The sequence below is a fragment of the Chryseobacterium sp. SIMBA_028 genome, from assembly GCF_046535285.1.
Classification (GTDB): domain Bacteria; phylum Bacteroidota; class Bacteroidia; order Flavobacteriales; family Weeksellaceae; genus Chryseobacterium.
Map to the genome: position 1 here is coordinate 42,735 of NZ_JAWRWZ010000007.1, position 23,445 is coordinate 66,179.

Sequence of the window (23,445 nt, forward strand, 5' to 3'; positions counted from 1 at the left end):
CAGATCTTACAGTCTGGAATTTTTTTTGCCTATTTCCCTAATTCCTATTAATAAAAAGCCAGGCAAAACTGATTATTAATTCTTACAGATAGGATAGATAGCAAAGAATAAGATTTCGGATAGCAATAAGAAGTCTAACTTTAAAACTTTAATCATGAATTACTTTCTATTTCCCTAAATCTTATCCTTTTTAACTTATATTTCGCAGCATAAACCATAAATTAATTTCTGGTAATACCCATTATTACTCGTAATCCGGCATCTCACCATTACTGAAAAGCGCAGAACGTGTAAGGTCCGTCATACTACTGCTTAGGTCAATAGCCATTATATTTCTTTGCGAAATATTATCATTGGAGGTATTCATAAAGATTACCTGTGCATTATTCGGAGAGAACCTTGGATCAAGATCATTTGTTCCCATTGCTTTTTCACTTTCCGCAGAAATGTCATAAAGGGCATCCGTGTTTAGATTATAGATAAAGATATGTGAGTCCAGTTGGCGGTAATTTCCGCTTCCATCCTGATAGCCTGATATATCACGGGTAAACAGAAGAAGTTGCCCATCCACGGAAAAATTAAGCCCCCCGCTGGCTCCCAATGATCCGGACAATACTGTTTTAAGGACATTTCCTGTAGGATCTATCACATATACCTTGGTGTTGTAACCATTATAATCATTGGTTTTCAGGGCTATTTTACTTCCGTCATAACTCCAGTCACATTCGGAGATCAAGCTACCGTCAGGTGTGGTATACATCAATGTAAGCCCACTGCCATCTTTATTGATCCTGTACAGTTTATTAAAGTTTGAATAAATAATTTCTTTACCATTGGTACTCCAGGCAAAATCCATTTCAAAATTATTGAATCCGGCAACTGGAACGGTTGTTACTTTAAAAGGATTGGAACCGTCAGGATTGGCAGTGTAAATATGTGTACTTCCACCCTCTGTTCGCAGAAATGCTATAAGACCGGCATTGTTATTTTTCCGCGGTCTCCAGCTGTTGTAGGATCCATCGGTAAACTGAAAATGATTTCCTGCTTCATCGCTGGATATGATCACAAAATTACCGTTTTGTTTTTGTACATAGTGATACCTGTTTGCAGGAACCGTATTGGTGGTAAATTTACCGATTAAGCTTAAAACTGGCTGGTGAATGTCGTCCGAAACAGACACCTGCCAGAAGTAACTTACACCAAACTTCAAATTTGAAAGCGTATAATGATTAGCTGTCAAATCATTAACCTGAATCACATTAGTGTCAAGATTATTTTTAATTGTCAAACTGTACTTTAAAACATCTGCTGTATCCGGATCGGTTGCACTCCAGGTCAGCTCAACGCTTAGCGGTTGGTTTACCGCATTGTCTATCGGACTTAGCAGTTGCGGTGTTGTAGGTGGAGAGTTTAGAGATTCATCATCATCCATCTCAAATACCACGGTCACCGTCTGATTTTGATTCTGCATATTAACAGACTGAAAGCTTGTAATATATCCTGAAAGTTCTGCTTTTACAGAGTAATTCCCTACCGGCATGGCAGCGATCTCAAAAGATCCGTCAGTGCCACTGAAAACAGTCTGTGTTGTAGGGTTTGTAAAGATTTTTACATTTGCTAGCGGCGTATTGCTGCCTCTTTTTACTACTTTTCCTTTTAATATTCCTGTTTGAGCCTGCTCTACAAGTTCTTCACTACACGAAAACAGACAAAAGGCAAGGATGAATATGCTAAGTATTTTTATTAAAGTTTTCATAATTGGTGTTTTTATTTGTTTCCAAGGTAAAAATTGATTCCCAGAGCAAAGCGTAGGGCCTGATCTTTTCTTTTTCCGTTCACAAGACCTTCCCAATTATCCTTGAAGCCAAGGTCATATTGTGCAGAAGCTCTCAGAGAAACATTGTGATCCAACATATATTCAAGGCCTCCTCCAAACTGTCCCTTGTACTGAGGTTTGTATTTAGAATAGAAAGCTCCTGCCCCACCATAAATGTATGGGCTAAATCTATACTTGGGAAAAAGCAGGTATTCCAGATTTACTTCAGGACCGAAGTAGTTTCTTTTTACAATATTTTCATTTTCCAATGTAAAATAATTACCACTAATCTCTATATTAAAATTAGGATTGAGAAAGTATTTAACACCCGCTTTTCCTCCTATATTCATCTTAGGGTTTACGTAGTCATCTTTTACTTTTTGTGCCTCTACATTGGCAAATACGGACATCTTTTGTCTATAGTTATCAGGAAATCGATTACCAATAGCTCTTCCTGCATTATGCTCCTGTTCTTTCTTATATTCATTAATCAGGGCTTGATAACTGGTATTTTCAATGGCTTTGCCCCATATCTTATCCTGAATTCCTTCTATAATCAGAGATTTCACAGCTTTTTCAATAGCTTCGGTTACGGCAAGCTGAACGGGTTCGTTTTGGGTAAATCCTACCTCACCCTCCAAGAGTCTTTCCGTATCTACATATCGGAAAAAGCTGCCGTTCACGCTGGTTGAAAGAATGGTTTTGGAAGTATAAACAGTTTTAAGAATTTCTCCATTGAGTGTGGAGACAGCACGCAGGTAAATAGTAATTCTATCCTGACGGTATTGTGTGGAGGCACCTATTCCAAAGTATCTGGCACCAAGGCCTCCTGTCAAAATATTACTATCATAGGAAATAACCCCACCTTCCAGAAGAATTCCGGCATATAGAAGCGGTGGAAGTGCCTGGCTGCTTTTATCTGCATCCTTTATGTATTCCTGACGTGTGGATCTGATGATCTGCCTTTCGTTGAGTAGATTTGCGATATTTTCCCTTTCAATCGGGATAAACCATCGGCTGTCTTCCAGTGCCTTAATGAGTATGGTAGTAGTCCCTTGTGGCACTGCGGTACTCCAGTTGTTTCCGTTTTCTGACGGTTTATACTGGCCTGTCTGATCTCTGAATTTGTAGACTCCTATTACTACTTTTTCTTTCGGTAAAGGAAGGTTCTTTAATTCTTCTGTAGAAGAGGTCACCTCTCCCATCGTTGGCTTTTCGGGATCTGAAGGTAAGCCAAAGATAGAACTACAAGCCTGCAAAATACATAGCAGAAAACTACAGAAAAAAATTCTGGTGTAAATGTAAGTTCTCATGGTAAGTTTGGTTTTTAAGTTTATTTGTTATTTTGGAATTACGATCTCGGACTGATCGCCTGTACTGGTATCCAAAATATTGATCAAAAGTCCCTGATTTGTGTTGGTAATCTGTAGATAAAGTGATCCGAAGAGATAGTTACCGGGTTTTAAACTTCCTTCTCCGAACTGGTCTTCAAACAGTTTTCTTGAAAGCTCACTGAGAATCTGCCTGTTGAGACTTTGGGTAAAGCTGTCAAGAGAATTTACACGATCAAGTAAGTCACTATAATCGTTTTTTTCATCAAATTGATTTTGTGCATTTGCAGAGCTTAATAGCCACTGGTAATTAAACGTATCTCCTCCGAATGCAGGATTTACAGGTTTATAAACGAGCTGTTGAGATTTTCCGAAGAAAATACCCGCAATAAAGATTAAAATAAGGATTAATGTTTTCATGGCGGACGTTTTTAATAGATAAATTCATTTTTAATAAGGTTTTTCTTTGCGTTAAATTCTTTGATATATTTTAAACTGAAAGTCAATTGTTCCTTGAGATAATCTTCCCCCGGATTGCTCATGAAGCTGTAGATCACTTTATCATCGATCTGGATATTGATTTGGCCGCTTGTTCCACGGAGGGGAAGTTCAGAAATTGTAATGGCGCTGCTGCTTTTATCCGGAAGCTGGCTGTACTGTATATAAAACATATCATAAAAGTCTTTTCCAACCTTGGTTTTGGTTTCATCAATGGTAAGCCCTTTCAACTCATAAACAGCATCATCTTCTATCTTGGCAATTTTCTTTTTAAAAAGACCACTGTTGAGTTCCAGGCTATCCTTAGCCACCAATGTTCGGGTTTCTTCATCTCTGATATACAGAAAAGCTTTCATAGCATCCTTAGAATCAAGGTTGACACTGAATTCAGACAAAATCTTTACTTCATTGGGATTTATAGAAAATTTACCACTTTGCTGGTTGTTGGAAAGATTTCCTTCATTTCCTTTTTTTATGGATATCAAAAGGTAGTTCAGTTCTTTGTAGACAGCAGTATTATTCATTACAACCGCTTTGAGCTTAATCTGGTTTTCCAGAAAGCTACTCTGGATTTTAGCGGTTACTTTTTTATCCTCCTGCCCATAAGCCAATACAGACAGGACGATAAAAAAAGTGCTCAGACTTAGGGAATTTAAAAGTTTCATCACATGTGTTTTAATAATTTCTCATGAAAACTGTTTTATTGTCTCCCTTTACATTGATCTGAATTCCATCAGAAATACTGTTGCTTCCCGTAATATCAATAATATTATTACTTCCTTGTGTCGTAATGACAGTTTGGGTTTCTTTATCTGTGAATGAGTTGATAAATAAAAGAGCATTATAGTCCCCCAACTGTTTTACAATAATAGTAGTTCTTGCATTAAGAGAAAGCTCGGCATTATTATGATCCCCTACCTGAATGATATCGGAATAATAGGAGCCCTGATCAATGGTCTGCCTGGTTATAAGATTGAAGACTGTATTACTATTCACCTTATCCCAGTCAATTTCCTGAGCATGCAATGGCAATAACGCAATTAGAGCTAGAATACTCCATCTTAAGTTATACATGGCATTTTATTTTAATTAAAGGTACATTAATAGAGAATCGAAAAAAACACGCCCAGCAGGTACTGATGTAAAATCACGGTTTCTGGGTATATTTCTGGTAGTAAGCCAAAAAAGGAGAAACCACCCTGTAGTTCCTCCTTATTTTTAAAGATTTACAGTATAAAAAAGGGCTTAATTGGACTGATTCACAATCATTGAGTTTCCATTACCTACCTGAGTTCCTAGATGGAAGTGAGAATCACCAGTTTGAGTGATCCAGCTAAAGTTACCATTACCCATCTGTAAGTCAATAGCTGTATTGGAATCTCCTAATTGAAATTGGTATAATTGGTTAGCGTTACCAACCTGTATTCCTACGGCAGTGTTATCATCTCCAACCTGAACAGCAGCGGCAACGTTATTGCTACCAAATTGAGTATGGTTTGCAACATTATCATTACCATCCTGATACTGAACAAGGAAATTATTAGATCCCACCTGAAGTCCGTCTGCTTCATTTCGTCTTCCTAACTGAACCTGAAAAGCAGCATTACCTGCTCCTAACTGGATCGCTGAAGCATCATTTCTTCTTCCATCCTGATACTGGACTACAGAGTTCCCTAAACCTATCTGTACTGAAGATGCATTATTTCTTCTTCCGATCTGAGTTTGATCTGTAGAGTTAAGAACCCCAAGCTGCCAAGTTGAAGCAGAGTTTCTGTTTCCCAGTTGGTTTACATTATTTGAGTTTGCAATACCAATCTGATCTACGTCTATTGAGTTTCTGTTTCCGGTACTTACTGCAGTATTCATATTTAAGATACCTACCTGATCAATATCTGCAGTATTCCGATTCCCTGTTTGTGTTAAGGAATTAATGTTCAAAAGACCTGTTTGGTCTACAGTAGCTGTATTCAAGTTTCCAGTTTGAGTAGTTACGTCAATATTAAATTGAGCGAAGCTGAAACTCATGGCGATTAGTGTAAACACACCTGCAAGTAAATTTTTCATTTTATTAAAAATTAATTGGTTAATAGTATGACAAAGGTATACGCTGCACCAAAGTGAAAAACCACCATCAAAGTGTAAATTCTAAAAATCACCATATACAGTTCTTAAAGTCACCATTTATGGGTTTTAGAAAATCATGGGTTTCAGTTACGTGAAAATACGGTATTGATTACAGAAATGGGAATTCAGCAGGAGATTATCCATTCACTTTACTCGTCAATTGTTCATCAAATACGTATTCATTATTCATTTTGCAAAACAAAAATTCACTATTGATATGTAAAGTTTAAAGTACTCTCTGCTATTATTAACATCCCAATTTTTATTCAACACAAGATTCATCTGAATGCTTACATCTTTTACTCCTATCTGCTACATTGGTTAATTAATGTTAAGGCTCTTATTTCTTCAAGAATATATTGTTAAATTTGAGGTATGGAAAATTTTGGAAAAGATTTATTAAGGAAAATAAAAAGTGTAGAACTTCCCGGTGAACACGCCCATGGAGTATTCTCACCTCCCTCCCGTCCCGTTTTCACCTATGACGAAGTACTAGCAAAAAACCCTAAGTTTGCGGCAGTCAATATTGTATTATATTTAAGGGACAACGAATGGTATTTTCCACTGATCCAAAGGACTATTAATGAACACGACAGACATAGCGGACAGATCTCATTACCTGGAGGAAAGCGCGAGGAAATGGACAGGGACTTTGCTGAAACAGCTGTTCGGGAAACCTCTGAAGAAATTGGGATAGATAAGCATTATGTACGCATCATCAGAGAAATGTCTCCCATCTATGTTCCACCAAGCAATTTCTACGTATATCCTTATATCTCATATACTAAAAAGAATCCTGAATTTATTCTTCAGCAGAGTGAAGCCGTGGAATCTATTGAATTCCCTATCACTTCTTTCCTAAATCTGTCGGATACCCCTGAAATTATGGCGCTTCCGAGTGCAGGAGGACATGAAGTCCCTGTTATTAACTTCAATGGATATATTATCTGGGGAGCTACAGCAATGATATTAAGTGAATTCAGCCAGTTGCTGAAAAAAATGTAACTTTGCACAACCGTGTTTAATTGAGAGATGGCGAAGAAAAATATTTTCACCGATGCATTCGGAACACCTTATTTTTTGAAAAGGTTTATTATTTTTATTTTAGGAGTTGTATCATACAGAAGATTCAACGGCTTTAATAAGTTAAAAATAACCGGTACAGAACACCTTGTGGATCTTCCGGACTCTAATGTACTGTTTGTATCTAACCATCAAACTTATTTTGCAGATGTAGCAGCCATGTATCATGCTTTCTGTGCCGTAAATAACGGATATTTGAATACAATCAAAAATCCGATCTACCTGTTGAATCCAAAAATTGATTTTTACTATGTAGCGGCTGAGGAAACCATGAATAAAGGTATTCTTCCTAAAATTTTCAAAATAGCCGGTGCCGTTACGGTAAAAAGGACTTGGAGAGCAGAAGGAAAAAATGTCAACAGAATGGTAGACATGAGCGAGGTAGACAATATCATGAAAGCACTGGACAACGGTTGGGTAGCTACTTTTCCACAGGGAACAACATCTGCTTTTGCCCAGGGACGAAGAGGTACCGCCAAATTGGTAAAAAACCAACGTCCTATTGTTATTCCAATTAAGATCAACGGTTTCAGAAGAGCATTTGATAAAAAAGGACTCCGCGTAAAGGTAACTGGTGTAAAACCTACGATGGAATTCAAGGCTCCTCTGGATATCGATTATGATAATGAAAAAGCACCGGAAATTCTATTGAAGATCATGACTGCCATTGAGCAGACTGAAGACTTCAACCTACTACACAATTATGATGAAGAACTTAAAGCTAAAAAATTAGAACAAAAGGACTCAAATAATTAAAATTATGAACAGAATAATTGGAATCTTATTCGCCATCATAGTACTCGTTTCATGCAATAGCCAAAAGGTATATTCGGATTTTGATATCAGCTATTCGAAGAGTGGAGGTTATGCTCCTGTATATGAAAACCTGCTTATCAAAGGGAATAATGTTCATTATTCTTTTGAAGGCCAGGGGAAAAAGTATAAAGAAGATTTTAAAATCTCTAATGAAGATTTGAAGAAACTGGATCAGGTACTTTCCCAAAATAACTTCAGAAGAATACAGGAAGACCGTAAAAAACTTTACGATAATGTTTCAATTTCGATTAATGTGAAGAAAGGTCCAAACGAAGGCAGTAAAACAGATGCCAGCTTGATTATTCCAAATTATCAAACAAACTGGAACAATATTCTGGAGGCTTTCCAACAGATCATTAATACTAATGTTAAAAAACAGTAATTACAATTGAAAACCCACTTCATTGCCATTGGCGGAAGCGCCATGCACAATCTTGCCATCGCATTAAAAGATAAAGGATATCAGGTTACAGGTTCAGATGATGCTATTTTTGAACCCTCAAGGTCCAGACTGGAAAAAAAAGGAATACTTCCTCAGGAAATGGGTTGGTTCCCCGAAAAGATCACTTCAGATATTGATGCTGTCATCCTTGGAATGCATGCTCACCAGGACAATCCTGAGTTGGCAAGGGCAAAAGAACTAGGGTTAAAGATATATTCCTATCCTGAATTTTTGTACGAGCAGTCAAAGAATAAAACCAGAGTTGTTATTGCAGGTTCACACGGTAAAACTACCATTACCTCAATGATTCTTCACGTATTAAACTTCCACCAGAAAGAGGTAGATTTTATGGTAGGAGCACAACTGGAAGGTTTCGATTGTATGGTAAAACTAACGCAGGATAATGATTTTATGGTACTGGAAGGTGATGAATACCTTTCCTCTCCTATTGACCTACGTTCTAAGTTTTTACTGTATCAACCAAATATTGCTTTAATGAGCGGTATCGCATGGGATCATATCAATGTTTTCAAAACGTTTGATGATTATATTGAACAGTTCAGAAAATTTGTAGCCAGCATTACTGCAGGTGGAGTTTTGGTATATAATGAAGAAGATCCTGAAGTGGTAAAGGTTGTGGAGAATGCTGAAAATTACTTCAGAAAAATCCCTTATAAAACCCCTGAATATGAGATCAACAATGGAAAAGTATACCTAAAAACTGAAATGGGGGATGTTCCTCTTTCTGTTTTTGGAGCACACAACCTATTGAATCTTGAAGGGGCAAGACATATCTGCCGACAACTGGGCATTATGGATGAAGATTTCTATGAGGCAATCATGAGCTTTAAGGGAGCATCCAAACGTCTTGAAAAAGTTGAAAGAGAGGATAACGGAACTCTTTATAAAGACTTTGCCCATGCGCCAAGTAAGGTAAAAGCAGCAGTAAAAGCCTTCAAGGAACAATTTAAGAATGAAAAGAAATATGGTTTCCTTGAACTTCATACGTATTCAAGCTTAAACCCTATCTTTTTAGAGCAATATGACCACGCAATGGATGGATTAGAAGCAGCTATTGTATTCTATTCTGAAGATGCTTTAAAAATCAAAAGAATGGAGCCAATTTCTCCGGAATTCATTAAGGAAAAATTCAGGAATGAAAATTTAAGAGTTTTCACCAATGCTGAAGAACTTCATGCCTATTGGAACACATTGGATAAAACGAATGGGGTTTATCTGATGATGAGCTCAGGAAACTTTGGAGGACTAGATCTTACAAAATAAATTAACTTGAAAATTTGACAATGAGAGCTTTCATTTCAAATTTCTATATAAAACAAAATTCCTTTCACTAGTTGAAAGGAATTTTATATTCTTTAATACTTACAAAATAGGTTTGAAGTACAATCAGGTTCATATTTATTCTTTCCCGATCTCCTCCGATTGTTGTATGAGGTTTCTCAGAATATTCTCTGTGGACAATTCACTATAATCATGAATAGACTGCCCCGTCCAAAGTCCTACAAAATCTATATTCTGCTGATCTTTAGCCGCCTTACGCAATGCATTCGTCAATTTATTCTGATAAGGGTATGGTAAAATATATTCTGTATTTTCAACAACCTCTATGTACTTATTTCTAATTCCTCTGGCATATCGTCCTGAAAAGCTTTTCGTTAAAATAATTTCATCTTCTCTAACTTTCTTAAGCCTATCCTTCTCAAAAGCCTGTAAAGAACTTTCCTTAGATGCCAACAAAATATTTCCTACCTGAAAGCCCTTTGCACCAAGATCTTTTACCGCCCATAAAGTTTTTGCATTATAAATTCCACCGGCATATATTAACGGAACATTTACATGATCATAAACCTGCGACAACAAGGATAAACCTCCAATCTGCAGAACATGATCCGGATCAAAGGTACCACGATGGCCACCTGCTTCTGTTCCCTGTACACAAATGATATCAATTCCTGATTGATCTAAAATTAAAGCCTCTTTTACTGAAGTACAAGTACCAATAAGCACCACTCCACTTTCTTTAAGCTTTTGAATACTTTTATCATCCAGATTTCCAAAAGTAAAGCTCAGAATTTTACAGCCCTCTTCAATTATTGCCTCCACCTGTTCATGATAACTTCTTATCCTGATATTTTCAAGATCGGGAAAACTGACATCTATATGATTTTCCTTAGCCAGTTGCTCAAGAAATTGCTTGGTCTTTACAAATTGATCTTTTAAAGTATGAGTTATCTCGGGAATCTGATGTACAAAAACATTGGCAGCAAAAGGTTTATCCGTAAGATTTCTTGTTTCCCTGATCAGCTTAATGGATTCATCTGCTGAGAGATCACCCAAAGCCAAAGATCCTAAACAGTCTGCATTTGATGCAGCAGCTGTCATTCGAGGTGTACTCACCCCAAACATCGGGGCCTGAATTAAAGGATATTGTACTCCTACTTTTTTACTGATTGTATCCGGCCAAAACATAAGAATTATTTTAATTAAAAAGGTACAAAAAATATGAATCATTCAGTATCAATAGGATATGACATTACTCACACCTATTCTATCCAAGTTTTCATATATTCATTAAACTCAAACAACAATAATTCAGTTTCTGTGTCAAAATATTCCAAAGGCAATTCGTCTACAAGACTGACTTCTATTTCCTAATCCAAATTAAGCAGAAACTGCTGTGAGCCACGATCTGTAGTATCAAAGAAGATAAAATCATGATCAACTAATAATTCAGCAGCTAAAAGTCTTTCGCAAAAATCATCATACGTAGAATACGAAAAAATATAGCCACTGTTTAAAGTGACCATATTTTTATCTTCATCGAATCTTTTAGTATAAATCCACATTGAATTATTAAATATCTGCTACAGCATTCAGCATCTTCTGCTCCCATTCAGGATCCTTAGGATCAAAGAACAATCTTTTTCCTGTATCCAAAGAACGAACAACGTTCATTTCATCTGCTGTCAGTTCGAAATCAAATACATTAAAGTTTTCTTCAATTCTGGATGGAGTTACAGATTTCGGGATCACCACAAAACCTTCCTGCAGATGCCATCTTAAAATCACCTGAGCCACTGTTTTATTATACTTTTCAGCGATGGTTTTTAGTTCTGTGTTGCTTAATAGGTTCGCATTTCCATTTCCAAGCGGGCTCCACGGTTGAGTAATAATATTATTTTCTCTGTCATAAACCTGCAATTCCTTTTGCTGGAATACCGGATGCAGTTCAATCTGGTTGATGACCGGCGAAACTGTTGAATTTGCCTTTAGCTCCTCTAATTTTTCAACCGTAAAATTACATACCCCAATTGCCTTAATTTTACCCTCCGTGTACAACTCTTCCAAAGCTTTCCATGTTCCCAAAAAGTCTCCGTAAGGCCAATGAATAAGATACATATCAAGATAATCCATCTGCAATCTGTTCAATGTTCTCTGAAATGCACTCTTTGCTTTTTCATAGCCATGATCCTGAACCCAAACTTTGGAAGTGATGAATAACTCATCTCTATCTACACCACTATTTTTCACGGCAGTTCCAACAGCTGTTTCATTCTGATAAATGGCAGCAGTATCAATCATCCTGTATCCGGTTTGAATGGCTTTAACTACCGCATTCTCACATTCTTTCAGATCTTCCATCTGCCAAACTCCAAAGCCTAAAGCAGGAATATCTACCCCATTATTTAAAGTTACTACAGGTTGTCCTGTATAGGTTTTCTTTTGCATAAATCTTTATTTTAATTATTAATATAAAGTGATTACACAAATTTGCTACAAAAAATCGAAACTACGACTTACCAATTTTACTGTTTTTTGTTAAAAATTGTTATTTAATAAGCTTTTAAATGCTGTTGGAGAACCCAAAGATGCTATAGTTTTTCCTTTAATTATGTTGATAAGGCGCAAGGATTTTATCTTTGATAAAATTGAATACTGTCAATTCCCTATTATAATAAAAAAGAAGTCCAATCCCTGCCGAAAATCTTCGATTTTCTTGCGCCTTGAAAAAGTAACTTAATAATTCCCTTTGTGCCTTCCCGTTTTAAACAATTCACAATTAAATCAAACCATCTAAAACATGTTCCTAAACAATAACATCCGGCTAATAATCTTTATTTTCCCTATTTTTGTACAAATTTTAAATCATGTCACATCAAATCAGACTCGCTAATCCGGAAGATTATCCAAGAATTATGGAAATTTGGGAATCTGCTGTAAAAGCAACACACGATTTTCTTGCTGAAGAAGACTTTAATTATTTCAAAGAAGCTATTCCAAGGGACTATCTCCCAAATCTTGAGGTTTATTTAATTACTGAAAATGACAATGCAAAAGGATTTGCTTCTGTAGCTGACGGAAATCTGGAAATGCTTTTCATTCACAATGATACCCGTGGAAAAGGCTATGGAAAGACACTTTATCAATTTATGAAAGACAAAACCGGCCTTACCAAGGTAGATGTTAATGAACAAAATCCTCAGGCTATTGGCTTTTATGAAAAAATGGGATTCAAAAGAACAGGAAGATCCGAAAAAGATGGTTCAGGAAAAGACTATCCACTTATTCATATGAGTCTGTAAATGAAACAATTTACATTTAACAAAACTGCCAGAGATTCGGAAACCCCTTATGAGTTGCTCCTGTTAGCCGATGAAACCACCGAGGCTATTGACCAATACATTTTCAACTCTGAGATTTATCTTTTACATGACGGAGCTGAGAATATTGCTGTAATGGCATTACATAAAAATAATGATACTGAGCTGGAACTTAAAAATATTGCCGTTATTGAAAGCTATAGAAGTAAAGGGGTTGGAAGTATCTTAATCAATAAGGCTAAGGAAATTGCCCGTGAAAACAACTATAAAATTCTTACCGTTGGAACTTCCGATACCGGTTTTCAACAGATCAGATTTTATGAGAAAAATGGCTTTGCAACAACCGGAATACGCAAAGATTTTTTCATCAAAAATTATCCCGCACCTATTTATGAAAACGGATTACAGATGCGGGATATGGTTATTTTAGAATTTCTATTATTCTAAATTATTTTTTTTCAATAGTATAGATCACTCCTTTATATCCATCAAAATCAAATTCCTTATCAAAGGTAAATCCTAACTTCTGTAATACTTTTATGGAAGCTATATTTTCAGACATTGCTCTGCCAACAATCTTTTTAAGCTTTAACTGGCCTAATCCGTACTTCAGACAGGCAATAGCACTTTCTGTGGCCACCCCTCTGTTCCAAAATTTTTCAAAAAAACGAAATCCAAGATCTGTTTCGTCTTTAGAAGAGTCATATTTTAAGCCACACCACCCCAAGAATTCATTATTAGATTTATCAATAACGGCCCATCTTCCATACCCGTTCTCCCCATAATCCTTATAATTCCGCAAAAAAGTTACTGCTTCTTCTACACTTTCAAAAGACCTGTCTCCAGTGTATTGAATCACTTTTGAATTTTTATTAAGTTCATAAAAACTCATAGCATCGTCTACCGTAAGTTCTCTTAATAAAAAGCGATCAGTTTCTAGTATTTTCTTCACTGTTACAAAAATTTAATTTTTTCCCATCATCTTACGGAACAATCCTTTAATATGATCTATCTCTGTTTGATAGTTAGTCTTTTTCCTGCATCCGAAATAGAGTGTATTTTCTAATTTCTTCTTTCCTTCCCAAATTAGCTTTACTTCGCCACTTTCTATTTCATTCTTACATAAAAAATCAGGAACAACGGCCAGTCCGGTACCTCCTTTCAGGCAGCGGATAATAGAATTTAAATTAGGGACAATATAATTCGGACGGAAGTTAGGCTTGTGACCAAAGTTCAGAGTCCAAAACTGAAAAAGGTGCTCCATATCTCCAGTGGTTCCATACCATTTTTCATTTTTCAACCATTCCTCGATCTGATCTGCATCCCTTGTTTTTAAAACTTTATTGAAACTACCCGTATCAACATCCTTTCCTCCTACCAGAATGATCTGCTCGGAAGAAAATGCTTCGTGTTCTATATTGGGTGACGATCCTTTTTTCGGGGTGATGATGAGATCAAGAATACCTTTATCCAGTTGATCCAACATCTCGGGATATTCTCCAAAACTTATAATCAGATTGAAAGGTAAAGTAGAAACATATTGTTCCAAAGTCGTCTGAAAAGTTTCAAAACACATTCCCACACTAATGGTTGGGGTATGTTTTTCTGTAGACTTTTGAAAATTTTTCTCTACATCTTCCAATTTGGTAATAGGCTCAGCCACTGCATTAAACAAAACTTTTCCTCTTTCTGTGGGAATCATCTTCCTGCCAGTCCTATCAAACAGTTTGTATCCTACATAGGCTTCCAGAGAGCTTAAATGCAAACTTACTCCCGGTTGCGAAATAAACAAAGCATCTGCTGCGCCTGTAAGAGTACCTGTTTTATATATGGCTTTAAAAGTACGATACCATTCTAAATTAACCATTACTTTAGCTATTAATATTCTGATACAAAATTACAAAATAATTACAATACTAATTACTTAATCAAGGAGATGATACAGTTTAAAACAAGAAGATAGAAGTCAATAAACCTTATAAAGTAACAATCATCGGACTTTATTGATTTTTTAAATTACTTAATCAAAATAACATCTATACATAATCTGTCCTATGGTAATTTACAGGTTCAATCTTCCAGCTTCTTGTTATGAATATTTTTAGTCCGGATTCAATTTATTTTAATACCTCGATCATTGAATTCTGGAACTTTACCGGTTCATCTTTATGAATCTGATGTCCTGAATTTTCAAATAAAACCAAATCTTTTTTGGGCGCTTTTACTTTTTGAAAATATTCTATCGTAATTCTGGTAGAGGTCTGAACATCATTTTTACCCACAAAGAAATAAATAGGGCAATCTACTTTCTTTAAAGTTTTTGGCAGGTCAATATTCATGACTTCATTCCATGCAGGTGACCAGGTTTTTGACCACTGAAGAAAGCCTTTCTTAAAATCATCACCCGTTACATACTGCTTTCCGTCTTTATAAAAAAGCCATTTTCTTAAGTAGAACAGATCTTCATCTACCTTGAACGGGATATGTACACTTGCTAGCTCTTTAGCAGCCACAGGATCTTCTTTAAAATGATCTTTTAAAATCTGAAGCAATTCTTTCTCACTCTCTAATTGGCTAACAACAGGGTTTACAGCAAAGTAAGCATGCAATAGCTCCGGGTGATTTCTGACGATATAAAAGCCTAAAGCATTTCCCCAAGAACTGCCCAACAGATATATTTTTTTCTGTTTTAATTCTTTTCTCAAAAAATTGATAACCTGATAAGTATCTTTTCCCATCAGCTCAACTGATGGCTGAACGGGAGATGGGTTTAATTCCAGCGTTTTTCCTGCATCTCTCTGATCCCATTGAACAATGGTAAATTTACTTTTTAAAATATTGGTAAAAGAGTCTGCATTTTTCCTCATTGAACTTCCTGGTCCTCCTGATAAAAAGAGCAGTATGGGCTTCCCGGAATCATCTGTTTTAATATCTATGGCTTGCTTTATGCCACCAATTTCCGGAGTAAGCAGGGTGTCTATTTTTCCTTTGTGTAATTGGGCCATACAAAATACTGATACTAGTAAAAAAATAAAAAGGCTTGTCTTTTTCATGATTTCTAAGATTTTAATTTGATACAAATATCCATCAGATAATTTTCAGAAAAGACCGAATAAAAATATTCGAACTGATTTCATTAAAAAAACCAGTTCGAATATTTAAAAATTAAAGTACGAGTACTTACAAGGCACTATAAAACAAATAATTACAAATAAAATTAATTCATAATTGATAGGTCTAAAAAGCATGATATCATTCAATATACAGTTTTAAAACAGATTTTATTTTATTTTTCAAGCATTATTACATACCTCAATAACACAAATTAAGGTAACAATTTCATTAGAATTTGATTGTGATCTATTTCAGAACTATAAATCATCTATTCAAAAAAAACTAAGACATGAATACTTTTTCGTTTCTTAAAAAAGAAGCATAATAATCGGGAATTTCACTTTCTTCAATCTGGCGGGCTGTTTCTTCAAGAGGATAGTTCAATTGTACAATTTCAGGAATAATTCTTTCTTCATCTAGAGTTAAAATTAAATAGGAAGCAAGCCTGTTCTCTTCTTTCGATCTGCCTACAGAACCACAATTAACCGCCCATTTTTTATTTTCAAACTGCTTCTTAAATGATAAATGAGTATGTCCCATTACTATTAAATCAGCTTTGGATTCTTCCAGCATATTCATAAAAACCTCATCATTTTCAGACTCGTATAAATAAGTATCATTACTTTCCAGACTGGAATGCAACAGCTGAACATTCCAATGTTTGCGCCCTACTTTATAGTTTAACTTTAAATGGAAGGGAAGTTCTGATAAGAATATTTTATTTTCTTCCGTAATGTATTTCTTAGAATGATCAATGGCAATAAACCGGGCCTCTGTTTCTTCTTTTGAGTGCTTACTTAAAGGAAAAACAGGTAAATCGAAAGCGATCCGTTCATCATGGTTTCCCAATAAACCTGGGATACTCAAGCTTTTAATCTTTTCTATTACTTCATTTCCCCAGGGAGCAAAATCAACTAGATCTCCCAAGCAGAATTTTTGAAGGATTCCTCTTCGTTCAATATCGTTCAATACCACATCCAACGCAGGAAGATTTCCATGCACATCACTAAAAACCGCTATTTGTATCATGATCATTCAATTGGTTAAACAAATGTACAGGACAGAAAGGGATTTTAGTTCAGATATTATATGACATTTTACCATACCATCGAGAATATTAGGTACTCAGCTTATACTTCCTAAAAGGAATAATGAAAAAGTAAAACATAAAAAATTCACATCGAAAACGAATTCAATACTCAATATTTATAATCAATCATTATTCTGATACTTTACTATAATTTATATTATTTTAATTATACAAACTTCCATCATAACTTTGCAGAGTAAAATTTAAACAATCATAAATAAAATGAAAAAAGTACTAATCATCAACGGAGGACAAAATTTCGGACATTCCGGAGGAAAATATAACCAGACTATCGCGGAAAACACTTTAGAAGTTCTAAAAGCATTTGAAAATATAGAAGTAAAAATAACCAATGTGAGCGAAGAATATGATAAACATGAGGAGGTTCAAAAGTTTGTCTGGGCAGATTATATTATTTATCATACTCCAATCTGGTGGTTCCAGCTTCCGAACGGATTTAAAAAATATATTGATGAAGTTTTCACTGCAGGCCATGCAAAAGGAATCTATATGAGTGACGGAAGAAACGCTGCCAACCCTGAGATCAACTATGGTACTGGAGGAATGCTTGGTGGTAGAAAATATATGTTGACAACAAGCTGGAATGCACCAGCAACAGCATTTACACTTCCTGGAGAATTCTTTAATGAAACCAGTGTAGATGATGGGCCATTATTTGGTTTCCATAGAATGAACGCCTTTGTTTCATTAGAAAAAATGGAAAGCTTCCACTTCCATGATGTGGAAAAGAATGCCAATATAGAACGTGACATGAAGCTTTACAGAGATCATGTGAGAAATGTATTTGAAAAAGAATTAAAACCAGAATTAGTATAATGAAAATTCACCTTACAGCAGTTATAAAATCCAAAGAAGAGCACCAGTCAGAAGTATTGGAAGTTCTTCAGAATATGGTAAAAGAAACAAGAAAAGAGGAAGCATGTGAACTGTACACTCTTCATCAGGGAATTGAAGACAAAAACCAATTCGTCTTCTATGAAATCTGGAAAAATGAAGAAGGGTTGGCACAGCATAACCAGCAGTCTTATATTCAGGCTTTCGGGGCCTTGGTAGATGAAAAACTTCAGGAGAAACCTCAGATTTATATCACTAGCCTTATTTAATCATGAAAAAGACAGCATTTTTATTCCTTACCCTTTTCACCATTGGATTTATTCAGGCACAATACCAAAAATCTACTCATATGAAAAAGAAAATTTTATTTGTCGTTACAAGCCATGATAAAAAAGGCAGTACTGGCGAAAATACGGGATATTATTTAGGCGAAGTTTCTCATCCCTGGGAAGTTCTTCACAAAGCTGGTTATGAAATTGATTTTGTAAGCCCGAAAGGCGGAACACCTCCGGTAGACGGATTCGATTTAAAGGATCCTGTTAACAAGAAATTCTGGGAAAACAAAGAATATAAAAACAAAATTGATCATTCTTTACACCCCTCACAGGTTCATCCAAATGATTACTCAACAATCTTTTATGCAGGAGGACACGGAGCTATGTGGGACTTTGCAGACAACGAAGAACTGGCAGACATTGCTTCAAAAATCTATGAAAACGGAGGCCTTGTGGCGGGGATATGTCATGGTCCTGCAGGCTTGGTAAATATCAAGCTGAATAACGGGAAATATCTTGTAGACGGAAAAAAGATCAATGCTTTCACCAATGAAGAAGAAGCTGAAGTAAAATTAACAGAGGTTGTGCCTTTCTTATTGGAAAACAAACTAAAGGAAAGAGGAGCCCAATTTGAAAAATCAGGACTTTGGCAAAATCATGTTGTAACAGATCAGCGAGTAATTACAGGGCAGAATCCACAATCCGCAAAGAGCGTGGGAGAAGCCATATTAAAAGAATTAAATAAATAATTTTATAACAATAAAATGGAATATAGAAAATTAGGAAATACCGATCTTGAATTATCTGTGATCACACACGGAGCCTTTGCTATCGGTGGTAATATGTGGGGTGGTAATGAAAAACAGGATTCAATCAACTCTATCCATGCCTCATTGGATCATGGGGTAACTTCTATTGACACGGCCCCATTCTATGGTTTCGGGTTGAGTGAAGAAATGATCGGAGAGGCTATCAAAGGAAAAGACCGTTCAAAAATACAGTTATTAACCAAATTCGGATTGGTATGGGATGGAAGCAATAAAGGAAAAGGAGAGTTTTTCTTTGACGCTGAAGATGACGGAAAAACAATTCCGGTTTATAAGTTCGCTTCTAAGGAAAACATCATCAAAGAAGTTGAAGAAAGCCTAAAAAGACTAGGTACAGATTATATTGACCTTTTGCAGCTTCACTGGCCGGACAATACAACGCCCATTAGTGAAACAATGGAGGCAATGGAATTATTAATCCAACAAGGAAAGATTCGTGCTGCCGGAGTAAGTAACTATAGTGTAGCCCAAATGGAAGAGGGCAACAAAATGTTGAAACTGGCAAGCAACCAGGTTTCTTACAGCATGCTGAACCGTGATATTGAAAATGATCTTGTTCCTTATTCATTGGAAAATAATTCAGGAATTATCGTGTACAGCCCAATGGAAAGAGGTCTTTTAACCGGTAAATACTTTAAACAGGATAAATTAAAAGACAATGACCACAGAAACGGCTATTTCTCCCAGTTTGATTTAAATAAAGTAAAAACTTTTCTGGAAAAAATAGAACCAATTGCTCAGGAAAAAGAGACAAGCCTTTCCCAATTGGTATTGAGATGGACTACTCTTCAACCAGCAATCACAGTGGTATTGGCAGGATCAAGAAACGCACAGCAAGCCATTGAAAATGCAAAAGCCCTATCTATTGATCTTTCTCAGGAGGAATTGAGCTTCATCAATTCTGCCTTGAGCGAAATCTAATATTTCAACTCAGTAAACAATTCTTGTAAAAAGGAAAAGTTTACTGATTTCTTTCTTTTTTCAATCTATAAATTATAAAAAATGAAAAAGAACCTGATCAAAATGTTTGGTTTAGTAACCTTATTGACTATAAACAGCATCTCCCTAAAAGCTCAAGCCCTTGTAAATCCAGAAGATAGGTCATGGTATCCATCAGTTTATGGGGCACAAGATGAAATTGGAGCCGCCAATCTATTAACTCCTGAAGTGGTAAAACAAGCTTTAGGATTGGTAAAACAGGGTAAAACATTAGCACTTGCCGTTCCTATCGATAAAAATCTTCCTGCTTTTAGACACAGAAGTTTTAATTTGTACAATATTCAGCCTGGTGAACAGGGAGGAAAAAGTATAGGACCAAACAAATTTACATTCAATGATGAATTGGTAAATGGATGGACAGGTGTAGGAACCCAGCTTAACGGTATCGGACACATCGGTATTGATAATATCTACTACAACGGAAATAAAGCTACAGACTTTGTAACGGTAGAAGGAGTAAAAAAATTAGGCGTGGAAAAAGTACCCCCTTTTGTAACCCGTGGTGTAGTACTTGACATGACCGCTCATTATGAAAAATCTATTGTCCCTGGTGGAACAGAGTTTACCGTGGAGGATATCAAATCTGTTTTAAAGAAACAAGGTCTTACCTTAAGAAAAGGGGATGTAATCCTGTTCAATACCGGATGGCTTGAACTGATAGGTAAAGACAACAAACAGTTTCTGGAGACTGAACCCGGAATTGGAATGGATGCGGCAAAATGGCTTGCAGATCAGGGAATTGTTGCCTTTGGTGGTGATACCTGGGCATCAGAGGTATATCCGAACCCTAAAAGTAAAGAAGAATTTCCTATCAACCAGTTTATGCTGGCTAAAAAAGGAATCTATAATCTGGAACTGATTGACAGTCGTCCATTAGTAAAGCAAAAAGTATGGGAGTTTATGTTTGTACTGGGCCAGCCTCTGTATGTAGGATCTACCCAGGTAAATGTAAACCCTGTTGCTATTTATTAATGATAAAACCATTGTAGAAAGCAGAGCGATGAAACGATTCCCGTTAAAAATAAACTTCTTAATCATTAACCACTAAGATTTATTTTAGAATTAATACCCAACGGATTTACGCCATTACTTTGTGATCATCAATCATATAAAAAGCGCTTTTCAAATATTGAAAAGCGTTTTTTATAGTAAATTTCAGTAATCAGGAAATTCTTCCTTAAAAGCAATTCTTCGCCTTATTTTTCAATCGGAAGATGCGTACTCACTGCAATTCTGTTCCAAGCATTAATCGTTACAATTGCCATGATAATCTGTGCAATCTGATTATCATCAAAGAATGATTTCGCTTTTTGAAAAGTTTCCTCAGTTAACCCGTTTTGGCTAATCAGAGTAATTTCTTCAGTCATTGCCAAAAGTACCTGCTCTTCTTCTGTAAAGAACTCTTTTGCTTCTGTCCATCCATTCAGAATGAAGATTCTTTGAGGTGTTTCACCATATTTGATGGCATCTTTTGTATGCATATCAAGGCAAAAAGCACATTTATTAATCTGAGAAGCTCTGATTTTGATTAATTCTTTCTGAATATGAGTTAAAGAAGTTGTCTGTAAGTACCCCTCTAATCCTAACATCGCTTTATAAGCTGCTGAATCTACTGTTGCAATATTTAATCTTGCGCTCATTATATTATTATTTTTTGGTTAATTGATCTATACTAAAAGAATATCGCTGCTGAACAGCCAACAACAGGGCTCCCGCACATCCCACCCAAACTGAATAATTGAGTGGAGCCTTAGAACCTAATGCAATGGTCATGGATACAGCAAAAATCAGCAACAAAATGCTACTTCCATACGCTGCAATTCTAGTCTTAAATCCTACAATCAACATCAATGGAAACAGAATTTCCAGAAAGGTGGCTGCATATGCTGAAAAAGTACTCAATGCTTCCGGAAGAAAAAAGGTTAGCTGTCTTGTATATTCTTCAAAACTGGCCATGCTTCCCCACGAGGAATTTTCTTTGCTCCACCATCCAAATCTGTCTGCCACTGCAGAAAGCATCGTTACAGAAAGAGCAAGTCTTAAAAATAACTGCGGAAATTGATTCTGTGTATCTGTCATTGTATTGGCTTTTAATCACATGACAAATTTCCGATTTATAATCCGTAAAAAACTTAAACTGGTTTAAGAACGTAATTTCGCTTTGATTTCACTTAAATATTCAGGAGTAAAACCAAGGAAAGAGGCCACCAGATATTGAGGAATCCTTTGGATAAACCAAGGATACATTGTACTGAAATGCACATAATATTCTTCTTTTGTCATCTCATAAATATAACGGATTCTTTTCTCGGCAGCAGCATAAGCGGTTTGGTACACCATTCTGAAATAGCGCTCCATAATGGGATGCTTTTTCAATAGAAATTCCTGAGACTGAAAATCAATGGTTAAAATTTTAGAATTTTCTACAGACTGAATATTAAAGCTTGATTTCATCTGTTTTTCAAAAGCAAAAGTATCTGACATCCACCAATTTTCTATAGCAAATTCTGTAGTTTGTTCTACTCCTTTTTCATTGACAAAAAACTTTCTCAGACATCCTTCCAAAACGAAATACTTAAACTTACAGACATCACCCTCAAGCATCAGGTTTTCTTTCTTTTTCACTTTTAAAACCTGGAAAAAAGAAATGATGGAAGCAAATTCCTCGTCATTGATTGTAATGAATTTATCTAAATGTGCTTTGAAGGTTTCCATTGTAAAATTTAGTAACCAAACTTAACTTTATTTTTTTAGTTTTACAACGAGAAAATATTGAATCATGGAAATCATTGCTAAAATTCTGATCGCAGTCGTTGCACTGGAACATATTTATATTCTTTGGATGGAAATGTTTGCATGGGAAACAAAAGGAAAAGAAATTTTTAAAGCTGCTCTTCCTGCGGAAATGTTTAAACCCACCAAAGGATTGGCTGCCAACCAGGGCCTTTACAATGGTTTTCTGGCTGCAGGATTGATCTGGTCATTTCTGATTAAAGATTCGCAATGGCAAACGAATATAGCACTCTTCTTTTTAGGATGTGTAGCCATAGCAGGAATCTATGGGGCTATTTCAGCGACTAAAAAAATATTTTTCGTTCAGGCTTTGCCTGCTATCCTAGCCATTATTGCCGTTTTGTTGAAGTAATTTCATTGGCCGTATTTTTAAAGATCTTCTTAAAAATATTTACATGATCAATACCCTCTTACTTTTTATGATAAGGGAAAAATTGCTATGACTATCTCCTTCTATCATCAGACTTAAAACCAGCTTTTTACGTCTCAAAAAATCCATTTAATATAAAATTCGTAAATTTGCATCGTCATAAAAGATTGATACACAGTTTTTTTATATTGACCTGCATTGTGATGAAATGCAGAAATTCAAGTTGTTCAGTACACATATTCGTAATTACTTCATCAGTAATTTAATTGTAGAATCTATGTAAAAGATTAAATTCTTTTTACATGATACACTCTTCTTCTAGAGTATAATCTATTGAAATATTTAAAATAAACATAAGGCCTTAGATGCTTTGTGGTCTTATTTTTTTTG

General features: G+C 35.7%; 28 protein-coding genes. 12 read left to right on the forward strand and 16 right to left on the reverse strand.

Features of this window, described 5'->3' with window-relative positions; genetic code table 11:
- Positions 1 to 244 precede the first annotated feature (244 nt).
- From SCA31_RS10525 to SCA31_RS10550, 6 genes are all read right to left on the reverse strand, one after another.
- Positions 245 to 1,756 (reverse strand): carboxypeptidase-like regulatory domain-containing protein, encoded by a 1,512-nt coding sequence (locus SCA31_RS10525; protein WP_410696950.1) that lies wholly within the window; start codon positions 1,754 to 1,756, stop codon positions 245 to 247.
- Between the two features lie 11 nt (positions 1,757 to 1,767).
- Positions 1,768 to 3,129: a CsgG/HfaB family protein gene (locus SCA31_RS10530; RefSeq protein WP_410696951.1), complete on the reverse strand. Its 1,362-nt coding sequence runs from the start codon at positions 3,127 to 3,129 to the stop codon at positions 1,768 to 1,770.
- Between the two features lie 27 nt (positions 3,130 to 3,156).
- Positions 3,157 to 3,567 (reverse strand): curli production assembly/transport component CsgF, encoded by a 411-nt coding sequence (locus SCA31_RS10535; RefSeq protein WP_410696952.1) that lies wholly within the window; start codon positions 3,565 to 3,567, stop codon positions 3,157 to 3,159.
- A gap of 11 nt (positions 3,568 to 3,578) precedes the next feature.
- Positions 3,579 to 4,310 (reverse strand): CsgE family curli-type amyloid fiber assembly protein, encoded by a 732-nt coding sequence (locus SCA31_RS10540; protein ID WP_410696953.1) that lies wholly within the window; start codon positions 4,308 to 4,310, stop codon positions 3,579 to 3,581.
- Positions 4,311 to 4,320: 10 nt separating this feature from the next.
- Positions 4,321 to 4,719 (reverse strand): hypothetical protein, encoded by a 399-nt coding sequence (locus tag SCA31_RS10545; RefSeq protein WP_410696954.1) that lies wholly within the window; start codon positions 4,717 to 4,719, stop codon positions 4,321 to 4,323.
- Positions 4,720 to 4,890: 171 nt separating this feature from the next.
- Positions 4,891 to 5,709 carry a hypothetical protein gene (locus tag SCA31_RS10550; protein WP_410696955.1) on the reverse strand — a complete coding sequence of 273 codons (819 nt, stop codon included), beginning with the start codon at positions 5,707 to 5,709 and terminating at the stop codon, positions 4,891 to 4,893.
- A 435-nt stretch (positions 5,710 to 6,144) separates the two neighbouring features.
- On the opposite strand from SCA31_RS10550, the gene SCA31_RS10555 reads away from it, so the two are divergent.
- Genes SCA31_RS10555 through SCA31_RS10570 form a run of 4 tightly spaced genes read left to right on the forward strand, consistent with a single transcriptional unit; the run spans position 6,145 to position 9,394 of the window.
- A complete protein-coding gene (locus tag SCA31_RS10555; RefSeq protein WP_076356641.1) occupies positions 6,145 to 6,774 on the forward strand; it encodes an NUDIX hydrolase in 630 nt (209 codons plus the stop codon).
- A gap of 27 nt (positions 6,775 to 6,801) precedes the next feature.
- The gene (locus SCA31_RS10560) at positions 6,802 to 7,608 is read left to right on the forward strand and encodes a lysophospholipid acyltransferase family protein (RefSeq protein ID WP_068939518.1); all 807 of its coding nucleotides are present in this window, start codon (positions 6,802 to 6,804) and stop codon (positions 7,606 to 7,608) included.
- Positions 7,609 to 7,612: 4 nt separating this feature from the next.
- A complete protein-coding gene (locus SCA31_RS10565; RefSeq protein WP_410696956.1) occupies positions 7,613 to 8,050 on the forward strand; it encodes a hypothetical protein in 438 nt (145 codons plus the stop codon).
- A gap of 6 nt (positions 8,051 to 8,056) precedes the next feature.
- Complete coding sequence (locus tag SCA31_RS10570; RefSeq protein WP_410696958.1) at positions 8,057 to 9,394, forward strand: UDP-N-acetylmuramate--L-alanine ligase; 1,338 nt, start codon at positions 8,057 to 8,059, stop codon at positions 9,392 to 9,394.
- A 135-nt stretch (positions 9,395 to 9,529) separates the two neighbouring features.
- On the opposite strand, the gene SCA31_RS10575 is transcribed toward SCA31_RS10570, so the two are convergent.
- From SCA31_RS10575 to SCA31_RS10585, 3 genes are all read right to left on the reverse strand, one after another.
- Positions 9,530 to 10,600, reverse strand: a complete 1,071-nt coding sequence (locus SCA31_RS10575; RefSeq protein WP_410696959.1) for an NAD(P)H-dependent flavin oxidoreductase — start codon at positions 10,598 to 10,600, stop codon at positions 9,530 to 9,532.
- Between the two features lie 182 nt (positions 10,601 to 10,782).
- Entirely contained in the window at positions 10,783 to 10,938 is a 156-nt protein-coding gene (locus SCA31_RS10580) for a hypothetical protein (protein ID WP_410696960.1), read from the reverse strand.
- A gap of 46 nt (positions 10,939 to 10,984) precedes the next feature.
- A complete protein-coding gene (locus SCA31_RS10585) occupies positions 10,985 to 11,860 on the reverse strand; it encodes an aldo/keto reductase (RefSeq protein ID WP_410696961.1) in 876 nt (291 codons plus the stop codon).
- Between the two features lie 419 nt (positions 11,861 to 12,279).
- On the opposite strand from SCA31_RS10585, the gene SCA31_RS10590 reads away from it, so the two are divergent.
- Both SCA31_RS10590 and SCA31_RS10595 read left to right on the forward strand, forming a co-directional pair.
- Entirely contained in the window at positions 12,280 to 12,714 is a 435-nt protein-coding gene (locus SCA31_RS10590; RefSeq protein WP_410696962.1) for an acetyltransferase, read from the forward strand.
- Positions 12,715 to 13,179, forward strand: a complete 465-nt coding sequence (locus tag SCA31_RS10595) for a GNAT family N-acetyltransferase (RefSeq protein ID WP_410696964.1) — start codon at positions 12,715 to 12,717, stop codon at positions 13,177 to 13,179.
- A 1-nt stretch (position 13,180) separates the two neighbouring features.
- On the opposite strand, the gene SCA31_RS10600 is transcribed toward SCA31_RS10595, so the two are convergent.
- The 4 genes from SCA31_RS10600 to SCA31_RS10615 all read right to left on the reverse strand — a co-directional run bounded on the left by SCA31_RS10600 (position 13,181) and on the right by SCA31_RS10615 (position 16,875).
- Positions 13,181 to 13,684 carry a GNAT family N-acetyltransferase gene (locus tag SCA31_RS10600; protein WP_410696965.1) on the reverse strand — a complete coding sequence of 168 codons (504 nt, stop codon included), beginning with the start codon at positions 13,682 to 13,684 and terminating at the stop codon, positions 13,181 to 13,183.
- A 12-nt stretch (positions 13,685 to 13,696) separates the two neighbouring features.
- Positions 13,697 to 14,599, reverse strand: coding sequence for a LysR family transcriptional regulator (locus SCA31_RS10605; protein ID WP_410696966.1), 903 nt, complete (start codon positions 14,597 to 14,599; stop codon positions 13,697 to 13,699).
- A 250-nt stretch (positions 14,600 to 14,849) separates the two neighbouring features.
- Positions 14,850 to 15,737: an alpha/beta fold hydrolase gene (locus SCA31_RS10610; RefSeq protein ID WP_410696967.1), complete on the reverse strand. Its 888-nt coding sequence runs from the start codon at positions 15,735 to 15,737 to the stop codon at positions 14,850 to 14,852.
- 391 nt (positions 15,738 to 16,128) lie between these two features.
- The gene (locus SCA31_RS10615; RefSeq protein WP_410696968.1) at positions 16,129 to 16,875 is read right to left on the reverse strand and encodes a metallophosphoesterase family protein; all 747 of its coding nucleotides are present in this window, start codon (positions 16,873 to 16,875) and stop codon (positions 16,129 to 16,131) included.
- Between the two features lie 283 nt (positions 16,876 to 17,158).
- On the opposite strand from SCA31_RS10615, the gene SCA31_RS10620 reads away from it, so the two are divergent.
- The 5 genes from SCA31_RS10620 to SCA31_RS10640 all read left to right on the forward strand — a co-directional run bounded on the left by SCA31_RS10620 (position 17,159) and on the right by SCA31_RS10640 (position 20,864).
- Positions 17,159 to 17,773 carry an NAD(P)H-dependent oxidoreductase gene (locus SCA31_RS10620; protein ID WP_410696969.1) on the forward strand — a complete coding sequence of 205 codons (615 nt, stop codon included), beginning with the start codon at positions 17,159 to 17,161 and terminating at the stop codon, positions 17,771 to 17,773.
- Positions 17,773 to 18,060 carry a putative quinol monooxygenase gene (locus SCA31_RS10625; protein ID WP_410696970.1) on the forward strand — a complete coding sequence of 96 codons (288 nt, stop codon included), beginning with the start codon at positions 17,773 to 17,775 and terminating at the stop codon, positions 18,058 to 18,060. Before SCA31_RS10620 ends, SCA31_RS10625 begins: the two co-directional genes overlap by 1 nt.
- A 2-nt stretch (positions 18,061 to 18,062) precedes the next feature.
- On the forward strand, positions 18,063 to 18,815 hold the full coding sequence (locus SCA31_RS10630; RefSeq protein ID WP_410696971.1) for a type 1 glutamine amidotransferase domain-containing protein: 753 nt from the start codon (positions 18,063 to 18,065) through the stop codon (positions 18,813 to 18,815).
- A 15-nt stretch (positions 18,816 to 18,830) separates the two neighbouring features.
- Entirely contained in the window at positions 18,831 to 19,814 is a 984-nt protein-coding gene (locus tag SCA31_RS10635) for an aldo/keto reductase (protein WP_410696972.1), read from the forward strand.
- A gap of 81 nt (positions 19,815 to 19,895) precedes the next feature.
- Positions 19,896 to 20,864 (forward strand): cyclase family protein, encoded by a 969-nt coding sequence (locus tag SCA31_RS10640; protein ID WP_410696973.1) that lies wholly within the window; start codon positions 19,896 to 19,898, stop codon positions 20,862 to 20,864.
- 224 nt (positions 20,865 to 21,088) lie between these two features.
- Here the strand turns inward: SCA31_RS10640 and SCA31_RS10645 are convergent, their stop codons facing one another.
- From SCA31_RS10645 to SCA31_RS10655, 3 genes are all read right to left on the reverse strand, one after another.
- On the reverse strand, positions 21,089 to 21,532 hold the full coding sequence (locus SCA31_RS10645; RefSeq protein WP_410696974.1) for a carboxymuconolactone decarboxylase family protein: 444 nt from the start codon (positions 21,530 to 21,532) through the stop codon (positions 21,089 to 21,091).
- A gap of 7 nt (positions 21,533 to 21,539) precedes the next feature.
- Positions 21,540 to 21,971, reverse strand: a complete 432-nt coding sequence (locus SCA31_RS10650; protein WP_410696975.1) for a DoxX family protein — start codon at positions 21,969 to 21,971, stop codon at positions 21,540 to 21,542.
- Between the two features lie 63 nt (positions 21,972 to 22,034).
- A complete protein-coding gene (locus SCA31_RS10655) occupies positions 22,035 to 22,607 on the reverse strand; it encodes a Crp/Fnr family transcriptional regulator (RefSeq protein ID WP_410696976.1) in 573 nt (190 codons plus the stop codon).
- 64 nt (positions 22,608 to 22,671) lie between these two features.
- On the opposite strand from SCA31_RS10655, the gene SCA31_RS10660 reads away from it, so the two are divergent.
- A complete protein-coding gene (locus tag SCA31_RS10660; protein WP_410696978.1) occupies positions 22,672 to 23,037 on the forward strand; it encodes a DUF1304 domain-containing protein in 366 nt (121 codons plus the stop codon).
- Positions 23,038 to 23,445 lie beyond the last annotated feature (408 nt).